Origin of the sequence: Spirillospora sp. NPDC047418 (assembly GCF_040643275.1) — a bacterium.
GTDB lineage: Bacteria > Actinomycetota > Actinomycetes > Streptosporangiales > Streptosporangiaceae > Spirillospora.
Genome location: NZ_JBEYTW010000150.1, coordinates 1 through 14700 on the forward strand (window position 1 = coordinate 1; position 14700 = coordinate 14700).

Consider the following 14700-nt stretch of genomic DNA (forward strand, 5'->3'; position numbering starts at 1 on the left):
TTTTTTTTTGGGGTTTTTTTTTTACCCCCCCCCACAAAAAAACCCCCCCCCCCCAACCCCCACCGGGGGGTGGGGGTGGTGGGGTTGCGCTTCGGGGTGACTGGTGTCACGGTTGGGGTCTGTAGTAATCACTACATGGAGGAGTCTGTCTTGCCTTCTACTTCGCCCCTGGAGCCTGGGGTGTTGGCTTCGCTCACCGGGGTTGGGGCGGGGCCTGGTGCCCGCGCCAAGCGCGGGGTGCTGCGCGCCGCGCTGGCCGCCGCCGCGTCCCGGCCAGGCGCGGCGATCGAGCCGCTGGTTTTGCCGGGGGCGACCGACGCGCTCGGCGCCCGGCTCGTCGAGGAGGCCGGGTTCGGTGCCGTCTACGCGACCGGCGCGGGGCTGGCGAACGCCGGTTTCGGGCTCCCCGACATCGGGCTGATCTCGCTGGCGGAGGTCGCCGACCATGCCGGACGGCTCGCGGAGGCGACCCGCGTCCCGCTGATCTGCGACGCCGACACCGGCTACGGCGGCCCGCTGTCGGCGATGCGCACCGTCCGGCTGCTGGAGCGCGCCGGGGTCGCCGGGCTCCAGCTCGAAGACCAGGAGATGCCGAAGCGGTGCGGGCATTTCGACTCCCACACGCTGATCCCGGCCGGGCACATGCAGACCAAGATCGCGGCGGCGTGCGAAGCGCGGGGCGCGGAAGCAGGCACGGACGACCAGCTCGTGATCATCGCCCGGACGGACGCCCGGTCGGCCTACGGGATCGACGAGGCGATCGCGCGCGGCCGCGCCTATGCCGAGGCCGGGGCCGACGCGCTGTTCATCGAGGCGCCCCGGACGGTCGACGAGCTGGCTCTCGTCGGACGCGAACTGGCCGGGATCCCACTGATCGTGAATGTGGTGGAAGGCGGCAAGACCCCGCAGCTGGACGTCGCCGAGTACACCGAGCTGGGCTTCGGCGTCGTGCTGTTCGCCAACTACCTGATGCGTTCGATGCACCTCGCCGGGCGCGAGGCCCTCGCCCATCTGCGCGAGCACGGCGAGACCGCGTCCCGGGCCGACCGGATGGCGACCTGGTCGCAGCGGCAGAACCTGTTCAACCTGCCGGAGTTCAGCGCCGCCGAGTCCGCGCTCGACCAGGAGTTCGGGAGCGTCGAGTGAGCTCCGTCCCCGGACTGCCGATCGAGACGCGGCTGCCTGAGCGGGTCGGTGTTCTCGTCCTCGGCGCCGGCCTTGCCGGATGCGCCGCGCTGCTCGCCGCCGCCGAGGCGGGGCAGTACGCACTCCTGCTGGAGAAGACCGGCGAGATCGGCGGCTCCACCGTGAAGTCGGCCGGGCTTTCCGCTTTCGCCGGGACGGACGAACAGGCCGAGCAGGGCATCGCCGACTCCGTCGACCTGCTCCGCAAGGACCTGCTCGAAGTCGGGAAGCGGCGCAACGATCCCGCGCTCGTCGATCTCTACTGCGAGCACCAGCTGGAGACGTACCGCTGGCTGAAGGGGCACGGCGTCCGGTACGGGGAGATTCATGCCGCGTCGGGCCAGTCGGCGCCGCGCAGCCATCCGTCCGACACCATGCACATGCTGGAGCGCCTGCTCAAGGCGGCCGGTGAGCGCGGGGCGCGGATCATGCCGAACACCCCCGCCGGGCGGCTGCTGCGCGACGGCGCCCGGGTGACCGGCGTCCGGCTCGCGGACGGCCGGGAGGTCCTGGCCGACGCGGTGGTCCTCGCCACCGGCGGGTTCTCGATGAACCCGGACCTGCTCTCCGCGTTCGCGCCGCAGATGGAGCACGCGCTGCGGCAGGGCGGCGCCGGCAACCAGGGCGACGGCCTGAAGATGGCCATGGCGCTCGGCGCCGGGCTGCGCGACACCCCCTACATCAAGGGCACCTACGGGCACTTCCACGTCGAGCACCCGGACGAGGACGGCACCGGAATCCTCGCCGTCTACAAGGGCGCGATCGCGGTCAACCGCGAAGGCCGCCGGTTCGTGGACGAGTCGGCGAACTACAAGGAGATCGGCGACGCCGCCCTCGTCCAGCCCGGCGTCACCACCTGGCAGGTCTTCGACGCCCGGACGATGGCGCAGGCCAACGACGAGCTGCCGATCTACGAGTTCGCCGGACGCGAGCGCGCCGGGATGCTGCTCACGGCCGGCACGATCGCCGGGCTGGAGGCCGAGATCGGCCTGCCCGAAGGGTCCCTGCGGCGCACGGTCGCCGAGTACAACGCCGCGATCGAGCACCGCCGCCCCGACCCGTTCGGCCGCGAGCACCTGTCGGGAGGCGTCGGCGCCCCGGTGCCGATCGACCGGCCGCCGTTCTACGCGCACCCGTCCGGGACGGTCGTGCTGGCGACGTACTGCGGACTCACCGTCGACACCCGCATGCGGGTCGTCGACTGGTGGGGCGAACCGATCGGACGCCTCTACGCGGCCGGCGAGATCACCGGCGGCTTCCACGGCGCCGGCTACATGACCGGCACGTCCATCGGGAAATCCGGCGTCTTCGGGCGGCTCGCCGGCCAGAACGCCGCCAATGAGGAGAGTGAACTCCAGTGGTGACGGAAGCCTTCGATCTGACGGGGCAGGTCGCCCTCGTGGTCGGCGCCGCGGCCGGCGGCCTCGGCGAGCGCGCGGCGCACGCGCTGGCGAAAGCCGGGGCGAAGGTCGCCGTCGCCGACCTGGCATCGCGCGCCGCCGACCTCGCCGACACCGCGCAGACCTGTGGGGCGAGCACCTACGAGGCCGACGTCACCGACGAAACGTCCGTCACTGCTCTGATCGACGCCGTCATGGCCGAGCACGGACGGCTCGACGTCGTCGTCAACGCGGCGGGTGTCATGCTGCGCAAGCCCTACGACGAGACTTCGGTCGAGGAGTTCGAGCGGGTCGTCCGGGTCAACCTCACCGGGACCTGGCTCGTCGGACGCGCCGCCGGTCGGGCCCTCACCCGGCAGGGGAGCGGCGGACGCATCGTCAACCTCACCACCGTCTACGCCGAACGCGTCGGGCCCGTCCCCGAGTCGGCGTACTACGCGTCCAAGGCCGGGGTCGTCAACGTGACCCGGTCGCTGGCCGCCGAACTCGGCTTGCACGGCATCAACGTCAACTGCCTGGCGCCCGGCGTCTTCTACCCCACCCAGATGACGGCCGCGCTCGGCGCCGACCCCGACCGGCTGGCGTGGTTCGGCGAGCGCACCATGCTCGGCCGTCTCGGCGACCCCGCCACCGACTTCGCCGGACCCCTGCTCCTGCTCGCGAGCCCCGCCGCCGCGTACATGACCGGCCAGGTCGTGTACGTCGACGGCGGCTGGTCCGCCTGGTAACCCCGTCCGTCCCTTAAGGAGACTCATGACCGCCGCCACGAAGGCCCTGCTCATGCTCGACTACCAGGTCGCGCTCTGCGAGGAGGGGCCGCACCTGCGGATGCCGCCGCTCGCCGCGCAGATCGCCGAGCGCGGCGTGCTCGCGACCGCCGGGCGCGTGCTGGCCGCCGCCCGCGCGGCCGGGACGCTCGTCGTCCACGTGCGGTTGGCGTTCGACCCGTCCTACAGGCTGCGCACCAACCGGCTACCGCGCTTCGACCCCTACGAGGAGCAGCGCGCGATGCTCGCCGACTCTCCCGAGGCGCAGATCGTCGAGGCGCTGGCGCCGGTCGCGGGCGAACCGGTCGTCGACAAGGGCTGCGTCGACCCGTTCGTGGGGACGGCGCTGCGCGACGTCCTCGCGGCCGAGGGGGTCACCGAGGTCGTCCTCGGCGGCGTCGCCACGAACCTGGTCGTGGAGTCGGCGGCCCGGCACGCGTCCGACTCCGGCCTCCAGGTGACCGTCGTCGAGGACATGTGCGCCTCGTTCCGTCCCGACTTCCATGAGTTCTCCGTGGCGAACATGCTGCCGCTGTTCGGCTCCGTGACCGGCTCCGCCGAGTTCGAGTTCTGAGGGGAGGCCGGACATGACCGAGCAGACCCACCGCTACGACGTCGTCGTGGTCGGCGGCGGCGTCGCCGGGCTGTCGGCCGCCGTCGCGGCGGCCGAGAACGGCGCCCGCGTCGCGGTCCTGGAACGCTCCCCGGAGGCCGAGACCGGCGGCAACACCCGCTACACCGAGGCGTTCCTGCGCATGAAGTCGCTGGACGAGGTCGCCGACGGTTTCGCGGACGCCCTCGTGGACGACTTCATGGGGCACCCCGACCCGTCCATCGTCAACGACGCGGCGCTCCCGCCCCGGCGGCAGAGCGCGCTCTACCGCGCCGCCCACACCGTCGACCCGGACTACGTCGCCACGCTCACCGAGGCGGCGCCGCCGACGCTGCGCTGGATGTCCGGCCACGGCGTCCGGTTCGACTTCATGCCGACGCCGTTCCTCACCCGGTCGACCACCCGGATGGCGCCCGTCGGCGGCGGCCTCGCCATCGTCGAGACGATGGGCAAGGCGGCGCGCGGGCTCGGCGTCGAGTTCCACTTCGAGACGACGGCCCGCCGGCTCGCCATCTCCGGGCGGGGCGTCACCGGCGTGATCGCGCACACCCCGGCCGGGGCCGCCGTGTTCGAGGGGACGGTCGTCCTCGCCAGCGGCGGCTACCAGGGCAACTTCGAGCTGATGGCCCGCTACCACGGCGACGGGGCGCTGACCTGCCGTCCGGTCGCCAGGGGCGGCAACTACAACAAGGGCGAGGGACTGGAGATGGCGCTCGCGCTCGGCGCCGCCACCGCCGGGAACTTCGCGCTGTTCCACGCCGAGCCGGTCGACCCGCGCAGCGGCGAGCCCGAGGCCGCGATCTTCTGCTTCCCCTACGGCGTGCTGGTCAACAAGCAGGGCCGCCGGTTCGTGGACGAGGCGCGCGGCACCGTGGACGCCTGGTACGAGCGGACCACCCGCTCCATCCAGGCCCAGACCGACGGGATCGCCTGGGTGATCCTCGACCAGCGGGGGCTGGCGGTGCCGAACCTGATGGCGGGCGTCCGCACCGACATCCCGCCGGTCACGGCCGGCACCATCGGCGAGCTGGCGCGGCTGCTCGGGCTCCCCGCCGCGAGTGTGGAGGAGACCGTCCACGCCTACAACGCGGCCTGCCCTGCCCCGGACGGCTTCGACCACACCAGGCCGGACGGCCTCGCGACCGCCGGGCTCGTCCCGCCGAAGTCGAACTGGAGCAGGCCCATCGCGGACGGGCCGTTCGCCGCCTACCCGATCATGGCGGCCAACGTCTTCAGCTTCGGCGGGCTGAAGACCACGTCCGCCGCCGAGGTCGTCGACCGCGACGGCCGCCCGATGACCGGCCTGTACGCGGCGGGAGAGCTGACCGGGCTGTACTACTCCAACTACACCGGCTCCACCTCGGTGCTGCGCGGCGCGACGTTCGGCCGGATCGCCGGCGCCAACGCGGCCGCCCGGGGGGTGTGATCATGCGGATCTGGCACCAGTCCTTCACGGTCCTCGACGACGTCCCGCACTACCGGGACGCGCTGGCCCGCCACCTGCGATCGCAGGCGGCACCCGGTACCGAGATCGACTTCCACGGGATGAAGCCGGGCACGTACCCGTCCGACTATCCGGGGACGCACATCGGCTACGCCTACCTCGCCGGTCTGCACCGGGAGCAGTTCGTGCACGCGGCACTGCGCGCGCAGGACGAGGGATACGACGCCTTCCTCATCGCGACCATCCCCGACACCGCGTACGAGGAGGTCAGGACGGTCGTCGACATCCCCGTCATCGCTTTCGGACAGACGTCGGTGCTGATGGCCGCCGCGCTCGGCGACCGCGTCGGCATCGTCAACTTCATCGGCGCCCTGGAACCGCAGCTCCGCCGCAACATGCGCAACTACCGGCTGGACGAGCTCGTCGGCCCGATCGTCCAGGTCGAGGCCGAGTTCACCGACGTGATGGCCGCGTACGCCGACCCGAAGCCGCTGCTGGACGCGTTCACCCGCGCCGCCCGCACGGCGATCGGGGCGGGCGCGAACGTCATCGTCCCAGGCGAGGGGCCGCTCAACGTGTTCCTCGCCGACCAGTGCCTGTCCAGGGTGGACGACGTGCCGGTGCTCGACTCCCTCGGCACCTGCGTCCGCGTCGCGGAACTGCGCGCGGCCCAGTTCCACGCGACCGGGCTCGCCCCTGCCCGGACCGGCTTCTACGGGGCACGGCCGCCCCGCCCGCTGATCGACGCCGCCCGCGCCTTCTACGGCACGCCCGGAGCACTGTCGTGACCGCCTGGGACACCGAGGTCGACGTCGCCGTTGTCGGCGGCGGGGCCTGCGGCATCATGACCGCGCTCCGGGCGGCGCGCGACCCTAACCTGGTCGTCGCCGTCTTCGAGAAGTCGGCCCGCGAGGGATGCAACGCCGCCATCTCCTCCGGCTCGCTCGCCGCCGGGGGCACCCGCTTCCAGGCCGCCGCCGGCATCGACGACTCGCCGGAGCGGCACGCCGACGACATCCTGCGCGCGAGCGGCGACGAGGAATGGCGTCCGGTGGTGGAGGCGCTCTGCGCGGCGGCCCCCGAGTTCGTGGAGTGGATCGCCGACACCGGCTACCCGATCGAGATCGGCACCGACATGCCCCGCGCGGGCATGTCGGCCCCGCGCCTGCACACCGACACGGGACGGCTGGGCGGCGGCCGCCTCATGCGCCACCTGCGCGGCCTCCTGGAAGGCCACGACAACATCGCCTTCGTGGACGAGGCTCCCGTGGTCGACCTCGTCTCCGGCAACGGCGAGGTGGCCGGCGTCGTCGTCTCCCAGAACGGGACGTCGCAGCGCGTCCGGGCCGGTGCCGTCGTCCTCGCCGCCGACGGGTTCGCCGCCGACCGGACGCTGGTCGAGCAGCACCTGCCCCACCTCGGGACGCCCTTCTACGGCGGCGTCTCCACCTCGACCGGCGACGCGCTCGCCTGGGCGTCGCGGTTCGGCGGACGGCTGCGGAACATGGGCGCCGGGCTGCGCTCCGGGCTCGTCGTGGTCGACCACGGCACCCGCGTGTCCCCGGCGCTGCAGTTCAACGGCGCGGTCCTGGTCAACCTCGACGGCGAACGCTTCGTGGACGAGGAGTCGAAGGGCTACTCGTCGCTGGCCGGCATCCTGCAGCAGCAGCCGCGTGAGCGCGCCGCGATGATCTGGGACGCCACCGCGATGGCCGCCACCCGCGAGTCGGAGATGATGCGCGAATGCCTCGCGGCGGGGGCCGTCCACGACCGTCCCGCGATCGAGGATCTGGCCGCGTCCCTCGGACGCACGGTCGCGGAGACCGGACGCGCGCTGACCCCGCTGCCCGGACGCCGCCGCCTCACCGCGCCGTTCCACTTCGCCTGGGTCACCCACGGCCTGCTCGCCACCCAGGGCGGGCTGGTGATCGACCCGTCCGGCCGCGTCCTCGACGGCGAAGGCGAACCGGTCCCGGGGCTGTACGCGGGTGGCGGCACCGCCTGCGGCCTCGCCGGACCCCACTCGGACGGCTACATGTCCGGCAACGGGCTGCTCTCCGCCTTCGGCATGGGCTGGATCATCGGCACCGGCCTGGCCGCCGGGCCGGTGCTCAGTCGTCGACGAAGGCGGCGTCCATCCCCCTGGCCTGCTCCTCCTCGGTCGTGCGCATCCGGAACAGGCGGTCGATGACCTTCCCGATGATGTACGTGACGATGAACGCGTAGGCGGCGACGGCGAGGACGGCCGCGACCTGCTTGCCCAGCACCGCGGCGGAGCCGCCGTAGAACAGCCCCGGCACGCCCCGCTCCCAGCCGGTCGACAGGAAGCCGAGCAGCACCACCCCGACGATCCCGCCGGCGCCGTGGATCCCGACGACGTCGAGGGTGTCGTCGTATCCGGCGACGAGCTTCAGCTCCACCGCGTACGTGCACACGATGGCCGCGATGACGCCGACGGCGAAGGCGCCCTCGACGCTCACGAAGGCGCAGGACGGGGTGATGGCGACGAGCCCGGCGAGCGCGCCGCTGGACGAGCCGAGCTTGGTGAGGTGCCGGAACCGGATCCACTCCAGCGTCCGCCAGGCCAGCATCCCGGCGGCGCCCGCGATCATCGTGCTGATGAACGCGCGGGTCGCGAGGGCGCCGTCGCCCAGCGCCGAGCCGGCGTTGAACCCGAACCAGCCGAACCACAGCAGGCCCAGGCCGAGCAGCACGAACGGGATGTTGCCCGGACGGGGCCCCTCCCCGCGCCGGAACGCGACCCCGCGCCCGAGCACCAGCGCCATGGCGAGGCCGGAGATGCCGGAGTTCAGTTCGACGACCAGGCCGCCGGCGAAGTCCATCACGCCCCACTTGCTCAGCCAGCCGGAGTCGGCGAACACCCAGTGCGCGATAGGGACGTAGACGAGCGTCACCCACACGATGACGAACAGGATCCACGGCCCGAACCGTGCGCGCCCCGCGATCGAGCCGCTGATGAGCGCGACCGTGATGATCGCGAACGTCAGCTGGAAGCACACGTAGATCTGCTCGGGGATCCGGCCCTGCAGCGCGGTCGGGCCGACGTGGCCGAGCCGCCAGTCGCCCCAGCCGATCAGCCCGGCACCGCCCGCGTCCTTCCCGAACGTCATCCCGTATCCGTAGAGGAACCACAGGATCGTGACGAGGCTGATGCAGATGAAACTCATGTAGAGCATCGTCAGCATGTTCTTCGAGCGGACCATGCCGCCGTAGAAGAAGGCCAACCCGGGCGTCATCAGCAGCACCATCGCGGTGCTGACCATGAGCCAGGCGGAATCTCCCGTATTGAGGCCCGTCGGCATGTGCCAACCAATCGTCGTGACGTCTTCCCCCGATGATCGCGGCGGGAACGCTTTCGCCTTTATGTTTCGCAGGACGGCGGTGCGGCAAACTCGACATTCCTTCCCTTTGCCAACGATTTGCTGATTCCGATTTTTCGCGTCGGCGGAACGCGGGAAGTGTGCTCGTTGTCATCCAGACGTTGAGTGCCGGGCATACGCGTCCTCGTGCGGACTCCCGGCGGTGGGGGAGCATTGATGGCGTCAGAGCCGTCCACGGACGCGCGGGGCGAAGAGCGCAGGCCCGCGGAGCGCGCGAAGGACGCCCTCCTGACGATCCCGCGCGGGGTCGCCCAGGTCGACTTCCAGCCGAGCGTCTGGACCGGGCTGATCTTCATCATCGCGCTGTTCGTCGGCGGCTGGCAGTTCGGCGCCTTCGCGCTGCTCGGCGTCGTGACCGTCACGGTGACCGCGTACCTGATGGGGGTCGACCGGAACCGCGTCCTGATGGGCCTCGAAGGGTTCAACGGGACGCTCATCGGCGTCGCGCTGGTGCTCTACCTCGGCACGGACTGGTCGACGGTCCCGCTGGTCATCGGCGGGGCCGTCGCGGGCAGCGTGCTCACGGCGGCGCTGAACGCCGTCCTCACGCCGTACAACCTGCCCACCTTCACCGCGCCGTTCTGCGTCGTGGCGCTGGTGATGGCGATGGGCGCGCCGTCGTACCAGCGGGTGTGGGCCAACCACGCCCCGTCCGCTCCGCCGTCGGCGACCGATCCCGGGACGACGATGACGTGGCACGACTTCTGGCACGGCTTCTTCAACGGGATCGGCCAGGTGTTCTTCCAGGACGCCTGGTACGTGGGGCTGATCTTCCTGATCGGGCTCGCGGTGTCCAGCCGGCTGGTCGCGGCGGCGGCGGCCGGGTCCAGCCTCATCGGGCTGCTGATGGGCTGGTGGCTCGGGGCGCAGGCGGCCGACCTCGGCGCCGGGCTGTACGGCTACAACGCGGTGCTCACCGGGATCGCGCTGACCGGGACGTTCGTCGCGCTCAGCCCGGCCGGCGTCGTCTACGCGGCGGTCGGGGCGGCGACCGCGGCGGGCCTGACCGCCGGTCTCACCAACATGTTCACCGTGGTCGGCGGCCACACCCTGACCTGGCCGTTCGTGCTGGTCGCCTGGGTGTTCCTGGCCGCCGTCCCGGTCTTCTCCAGGATCCGGCGGACCGCGTGAGGAACGCGCCGCCGTCCGCGTCCGGCGGCGTCCGGGCAGAAAGGGGCATTGATGAACCTGTCACCACGAGAGATGGACAAGGTGCTCATCTTCACCGTCGCGCAGATGGCGGAGCAGCGCCGGCAGCGCGGCCTGAAACTCAACCACGGCGAGGCGGTGGCGCTGATCAGCTCCACCATCGTCGAGGCGGCGCGGGACGGCAAGACCGTCTCCGAGTGCATGGAGCTGGGCAAGCAGGTCGTCGGGGCGGACGACGTGATGCCGGGCGTGCGCGGCATGCTCGGCCTGATCCAGGTCGAGGCGGCGTTCGACGACGGCACCAAGCTCGTCTCCTGCCACGACCCCGTCGGCGCGTGACGGGACGTCCCGGACGCGCCGTCCTGCCGGTCGGCGGGCACGAGAGCGTCCCCGCGCAGGCCCTCGGCCCCGGCGGGGAGCGGCAGGGCCCCGGCGGGGGGCCGCTGGGCCCCGGCCGGGGGCTGCGGACCGCGCTGGCGGACCGGCCGCGCGCCGTGGCCGTGCCGGTGACGCTGGGCCGCGACCCGGACCTGGCCGCGTCCGCCGCGCAGACCCTGGCCTGGGCGGCGCGCGACCGGGCGCCCGGCGACCTGCTGCTCGCCGAGCCGCTCGGCACCGTGACGCACCTGGTTGGGTGGATCCGCGCGGCCGTCCTGCGGCTCGTGCGGACCACGGGCTTCGCGGGGGCGGCGCTGCTGGTGGCGCCCGCAGCCGGGCCCGACGCCGACGCGGAGCTGTGCAGGGTCGCGCGGCTCGTCTGGGACGGTCTGCCGGTCCGCCTGGTGGAGGTCGCCTTCGCCGGCGGCGAGCCGGACGCGGCCGAGGGCGTGGAGCGCTGCCGCCGCCTCGGGGCCGGCGAGGTCGCGCTGGTGCCGGCCTCGTTCGTCCCGCCGCCGCCGGTGCCGGGGACGGTGCCCGCCGGGCCGCTGCTCCAGCCGGCGGCCGTCGCGGCACTGGTCCGGGAGCGGGCCGCGGCGGCGGAACGGCGCTGGGAGCACGACGCCGACGACGGCCTCAGCGCGGCCGAGCACCACGGCCATTCACATTCACACCACCACGAATTTCTCGGCATCGCCGAGACGACCCTGGAGGGGGCGGCCGCTCATGGCGGATGACGTCTACATGTTCGGCGAAGGGGAGATCGAGCTCAACGTAGGCCAGCGCAGGGAGACGCTGACCGTGCAGAACACCGGTGACCGGGCCGTGCAGGTCGGCTCGCATTACCACTTCTTCGAAGTGAACCGGGCGCTGAGCTTCGACCGGGAGAAGACGTTCGGGATGCGGCTCGACATCCCGGCGGGCACGGCCGTCCGGTTCGAGGCCGGCGACACCAAGAAGATCCAGCTCGTCCAGTACGGCGGCGGGATGCGCATCGTCGGGTTCGGCGGCCTCCTCAACGGGAGCGTCCGGTCGCACTCCGCGCGGGAGGCGGCGGTCAGCCGGATGCACGAGTGGGGCTACCTGGACAGCGAGATGCCGAGCGGCGACGGATCCGGCAACGGGCACCGCGCACCGGCCCGGCGCGCCAAGGCCGGCGCGGGCCGATCGAAGAGGGGCTGACGATGGCGACGACGATCTCGCGGAAGAAATACGCGAGCATGTACGGCCCCACCGTGGGGGACCGGATCCGCCTGGCCGACACCAACCTGGTCGTCGAGGTGGAGAAGGACTTCAACGAGGGCCACTACGGGGACGAGACCCAGTACGGCGGCGGCAAGACGGCCCGGGACGGCATGTCCGCCGACCCGGCCTCGCTCAGCGCCACGACCACCCTCGACACCGTCATCACCAACGCGGTGATCATCGATCCGCTGCTCGGCGTCGTCAAGGGCGACATCGGGATCAAGAACGGGCGGATCGCGGGCGTCGGCAAGTCCGGCAACCCGCACACCCAGAACGGGGTGGACCGGCGGCTGATCGTCGGCCCCGGCACCGAGGTCATCTCCGGGGAGAACCTCATCGCGACGGCCGGCGCGATCGACAGCCACGTCCACTTCCTCGCACCGCAGCAGGCGCAGCACGCGCTGAGCAACGGCATCACCACCCTGCTCGGCGGCGGCACCGGCCCCGCCGACGGCAGCCGCGGGACGACCTGCACGCCGGGGCCGTGGAACATCTCGCGGATCCTGCAGGCCTACGAGGGCATCCCGGTCAACATCGCCATCTACGGCAAGGGCAACGGCAGCCTGCCCGGCCCGCTCGACGAGCAGCTGCGGGCCGGCGCGTGCGGGCTGAAGGTGCACGAGGACTGGGGCACCACGCCCGCGGTCATCGACTGCGCGCTGCGCGTCGCCGACGACCACGACGTGCAGGTCTCCATCCACACCGACACCCTCAACGAGGCCGGGTTCGTGGAGGACACGATCAGCGCGATCGACGGCCGCGCGATCCACACCTACCACTCCGAGGGCGCCGGCGGCGGGCACGCGCCCGACATCCTGCAGATCACCTCGGAGCCGAACGTCCTGCCGGCCTCGACCAACCCGACGCTGCCCTACACGGTGAACTCGGCGGACGAGCTGCTCGACATGACGATGGTCTGCCACCACCTCAGCTACGACGTCCCCGAGGACCTGGCGTTCGCCGAGAGCCGCGTCCGCGCGGAGACGATCTCGGCGGAGACGGTGCTGCACGACCTCGGCATCATCAGCATCATCGGCTCGGACTCGCAGGCGATGGGCCGGGTCGGCGAGTCGGTCACCCGCGCCTTCCAGGTCGCCCACCACTGCAAGGACAAGCGCGGCCCGCTGGCCGAGGACTCCTCGCGCAACGACAACACCCGGGTGCTGCGGTTCCTCGCCAAGGTCACCATCAACCCCGCCCGCACCTGCGGGATGGCCGACGAGATCGGCTCGCTGGAGGACGGCAAGCTCGCCGACATCGTGCTGTGGCCGGTCCGCTCGTTCGGCGCCAAGCCCGCCATGGTCATCAAGGGCGGCCTGATCAGCTGGGCGCAGATGGGCGACCCGAACGCCTCGCTGCCCACCCCGCAGCCGGTCTACTACCGGCCGACCTACGGGGCGATGGGCACGGCGCTCGGCGCGACGTGCGTGACGTTCATGTCGGACGCGGCGATCTCCGAGGACGTCCCGGAGAAGCTCGGGCTGCAGCGGATCATCCGGCCGGTGCGGCAGTGCCGCACCGTCGACAAGCGGCACATGATGTACAACTCGACGATCGCCGAGGTCCGGGTGGACCCGGAGACGTACCGGGTCACGGTGGACGGCGACCCGGTGTCGATCGAGCCGGCGCGCGAGCTGCCGCTGAACCGGCTGCACTACATCGCATGAGCGGCTTCGGCGCATGAGGGACGCACCACCTTCGGAAGCCGGTGGGCTGGAGGTCCTGCTCGCGCAGCTCCAGCTCACCGACTCCGGTTTCCCCAGCGGGCTCTACACCCTGTCGCACGGGCTGGAGGGCCACGTCCAGCTGGGCCTGGCCGCGCCGGACGACCTCCGCGCGTTGGTGTCGGACCTGGTGCGGGCGGCCGGGACCGCCGACGCGGCGGCGCTGGCCCTCGCGCACCGGGCCGTCACCGGCGGCGACTGGGACCTGCTGGTGGAGACCGACCGCAGGCTGCACGCGCTCAAGCTGAACCGGGAGCAGCGGACGGCATCGGTGCGCACCGGCCGGCAGGTCCTGGACAACGCCGCGCCCGCGTTCGGCTCGGCCCCGGCGGCCCGGCTCGCCGGCCTCGTCGCGGACGGCACGACGCCCGGCACCCACGCGGTCGTCGTGGGCGCCGTGCACGCGGGCCTCGGGGTGCCCGTCCGGGACGCGGTGGCGAGCGACCTGTACGCGTTCGCAGCGAGCTGCGCCGCGTCCGCCGTCCGGCTCGGGCGGATCGACTTCCGGCGGGCGCAGGCGCTGCTGCACGGGATCCGGCCGGACCTGGTCCGGGCGGCCGGTGCGGCGCTGGCCGTCCGCGACCCGCGGGACCTGCACGCCTCGACGCCCGCAGCCGACGCGGTCGCGGCCGTCCACGAGCACGCCGAGGCCCGCCTGTTCATCACCTGACCTGTCGATCCCGACCCATCGGCCCGGCCTACCGACCCGACCTACCGGCCTGACCTACCGACCCGTACCTATCGACCTGGAGGAAACGCATGGACCTGGAGCAGGTGTACAAGATCGGCATCGGCGGGCCGGTGGGGTCGGGGAAGACCGCCCTCATCGAGGCGCTGGTCCCCATGCTGGTGGAGCGGGGCCACCGGCCCGGCGTGATCACGAACGACATCTACACGCAGGAGGACGCCGAGCACGTCCGCCGCACCCTCGCCGGCACGCTCGACGCCGAGCGCGTCGTCGGCGTCGAGACCGGGGCGTGCCCGCACACCGCTGTCCGCGACGACCCGACGATGAACCTCGCGGCGGCGTCGGAGATGCTCGACCGCTTCTCCGACATCGACGTGCTGCTGTTCGAGAGCGGCGGCGACAACCTCACGCTCACCTTCAGCCCGGCCCTCGCCGACGTGTACGTGTTCGTCCTGGACACCGCCGAGGGGGAGAAGATGCCGCGCAAGCGCGGCCCCGGCACCACCGACTCCGACCTGCTCGTCATCAACAAGATCGACATCGCGCAGTACGTGCGCACCGACCTGTCGGTGATGGAGGGCGACGCGCGGAAGGTGCGCGGGACGCGCCCGGTCGTGCTGACCGACTGCCTCACCGGGACCGGGGTCGGCGGCGACATCACGCTCGGCGGCGAGACGCGCGAGGTGGCCGTCCTGTTCGTCGATCT

Annotated in this window: 15 protein-coding genes; 14 read left to right on the forward strand and 1 reads right to left on the reverse strand. The window is 72.3% G+C overall.

The genetic code is table 11. The features are described from left to right. The first annotated feature begins 183 nt into the window (after nucleotides 1-183). The 7 genes from ABZ806_RS43230 to ABZ806_RS43260 are packed head-to-tail and all read left to right on the forward strand — an operon-like array spanning nucleotide 184 to nucleotide 7600. Nucleotides 184-1146 (forward strand): isocitrate lyase/PEP mutase family protein, encoded by a 963-nt coding sequence (locus ABZ806_RS43230; RefSeq protein WP_500225442.1) that lies wholly within the window; start codon nucleotides 184-186, stop codon nucleotides 1144-1146. Then, nucleotides 1143-2549 carry an FAD-dependent oxidoreductase gene (locus ABZ806_RS43235; protein WP_500225444.1) on the forward strand — a complete coding sequence of 469 codons (1407 nt, stop codon included), beginning with the start codon at nucleotides 1143-1145 and terminating at the stop codon, nucleotides 2547-2549. Before ABZ806_RS43230 ends, ABZ806_RS43235 begins: the two co-directional genes overlap by 4 nt. Next, nucleotides 2543-3313, forward strand: a complete 771-nt coding sequence (locus ABZ806_RS43240) for an SDR family oxidoreductase (protein ID WP_500225447.1) — start codon at nucleotides 2543-2545, stop codon at nucleotides 3311-3313. The genes ABZ806_RS43235 and ABZ806_RS43240 overlap by 7 nt, the downstream gene beginning before the upstream one ends. A gap of 25 nt (nucleotides 3314-3338) precedes the next feature. Further along, nucleotides 3339-3926, forward strand: coding sequence for a cysteine hydrolase family protein (locus ABZ806_RS43245; protein WP_500225449.1), 588 nt, complete (start codon nucleotides 3339-3341; stop codon nucleotides 3924-3926). A 13-nt stretch (nucleotides 3927-3939) separates the two neighbouring features. Then, nucleotides 3940-5391 carry an FAD-dependent oxidoreductase gene (locus tag ABZ806_RS43250; RefSeq protein WP_500225451.1) on the forward strand — a complete coding sequence of 484 codons (1452 nt, stop codon included), beginning with the start codon at nucleotides 3940-3942 and terminating at the stop codon, nucleotides 5389-5391. A 2-nt stretch (nucleotides 5392-5393) separates the two neighbouring features. Continuing rightward, nucleotides 5394-6197 carry an aspartate/glutamate racemase family protein gene (locus ABZ806_RS43255; protein WP_500225453.1) on the forward strand — a complete coding sequence of 268 codons (804 nt, stop codon included), beginning with the start codon at nucleotides 5394-5396 and terminating at the stop codon, nucleotides 6195-6197. After that, nucleotides 6194-7600, forward strand: coding sequence for an FAD-dependent oxidoreductase (locus ABZ806_RS43260; RefSeq protein WP_500225455.1), 1407 nt, complete (start codon nucleotides 6194-6196; stop codon nucleotides 7598-7600). The genes ABZ806_RS43255 and ABZ806_RS43260 overlap by 4 nt, the downstream gene beginning before the upstream one ends. On the opposite strand, the gene ABZ806_RS43265 is transcribed toward ABZ806_RS43260, so the two are convergent. Beyond that, a complete protein-coding gene (locus ABZ806_RS43265) occupies nucleotides 7521-8693 on the reverse strand; it encodes an ammonium transporter (RefSeq protein WP_500225456.1) in 1173 nt (390 codons plus the stop codon). The genes ABZ806_RS43260 and ABZ806_RS43265 overlap by 80 nt on opposite strands. A 273-nt stretch (nucleotides 8694-8966) precedes the next feature. On the opposite strand from ABZ806_RS43265, the gene ABZ806_RS43270 reads away from it, so the two are divergent. The 7 genes from ABZ806_RS43270 to ureG all read left to right on the forward strand — a co-directional run. Continuing rightward, complete coding sequence (locus ABZ806_RS43270; protein ID WP_500225458.1) at nucleotides 8967-9941, forward strand: urea transporter; 975 nt, start codon at nucleotides 8967-8969, stop codon at nucleotides 9939-9941. A gap of 51 nt (nucleotides 9942-9992) precedes the next feature. After that, nucleotides 9993-10298, forward strand: coding sequence for an urease subunit gamma (locus ABZ806_RS43275; protein WP_500225459.1), 306 nt, complete (start codon nucleotides 9993-9995; stop codon nucleotides 10296-10298). Next, the gene (locus ABZ806_RS43280; RefSeq protein ID WP_500225460.1) at nucleotides 10295-11074 is read left to right on the forward strand and encodes a hypothetical protein; all 780 of its coding nucleotides are present in this window, start codon (nucleotides 10295-10297) and stop codon (nucleotides 11072-11074) included. Before ABZ806_RS43275 ends, ABZ806_RS43280 begins: the two co-directional genes overlap by 4 nt. Further along, nucleotides 11064-11519: an urease subunit beta gene (gene ureB, locus ABZ806_RS43285; RefSeq protein ID WP_500225461.1), complete on the forward strand. Its 456-nt coding sequence runs from the start codon at nucleotides 11064-11066 to the stop codon at nucleotides 11517-11519. The genes ABZ806_RS43280 and ureB overlap by 11 nt, the downstream gene beginning before the upstream one ends. Nucleotides 11520-11521: 2 nt before the next feature. After that, nucleotides 11522-13249: an urease subunit alpha gene (gene ureC / locus ABZ806_RS43290; protein ID WP_500225463.1), complete on the forward strand. Its 1728-nt coding sequence runs from the start codon at nucleotides 11522-11524 to the stop codon at nucleotides 13247-13249. Between the two features lie 13 nt (nucleotides 13250-13262). Beyond that, complete coding sequence (locus ABZ806_RS43295) at nucleotides 13263-13976, forward strand: urease accessory protein UreF (protein WP_500225465.1); 714 nt, start codon at nucleotides 13263-13265, stop codon at nucleotides 13974-13976. A gap of 89 nt (nucleotides 13977-14065) precedes the next feature. After that, nucleotides 14066-14700, forward strand: a 635-nt coding sequence (gene ureG, locus ABZ806_RS43300; protein ID WP_500225466.1) for an urease accessory protein UreG, incomplete at its 3' end; no start/stop codon positions are given.

Coding starts and splice junctions, on each gene's coding strand:
- ABZ806_RS43255 (WP_500225453.1), top strand. CDS start 5,394: ATGCGGATCTGGCACCAGTCCTTCACGGTCCTCGACGACGTCCCGCAC.
- ABZ806_RS43245 (WP_500225449.1), top strand. CDS start 3,339: ATGACCGCCGCCACGAAGGCCCTGCTCATGCTCGACTACCAGGTCGCG.
- ABZ806_RS43265 (WP_500225456.1), bottom strand. CDS start 8,693: ATGGTCAGCACCGCGATGGTGCTGCTGATGACGCCCGGGTTGGCCTTC.
- ABZ806_RS43270 (WP_500225458.1), top strand. CDS start 8,967: ATGGCGTCAGAGCCGTCCACGGACGCGCGGGGCGAAGAGCGCAGGCCC.
- ABZ806_RS43250 (WP_500225451.1), top strand. CDS start 3,940: ATGACCGAGCAGACCCACCGCTACGACGTCGTCGTGGTCGGCGGCGGC.
- ureB (WP_500225461.1), top strand. CDS start 11,064: ATGGCGGATGACGTCTACATGTTCGGCGAAGGGGAGATCGAGCTCAAC.
- ABZ806_RS43275 (WP_500225459.1), top strand. CDS start 9,993: ATGAACCTGTCACCACGAGAGATGGACAAGGTGCTCATCTTCACCGTC.
- ureC (WP_500225463.1), top strand. CDS start 11,522: ATGGCGACGACGATCTCGCGGAAGAAATACGCGAGCATGTACGGCCCC.
- ABZ806_RS43295 (WP_500225465.1), top strand. CDS start 13,263: ATGAGGGACGCACCACCTTCGGAAGCCGGTGGGCTGGAGGTCCTGCTC.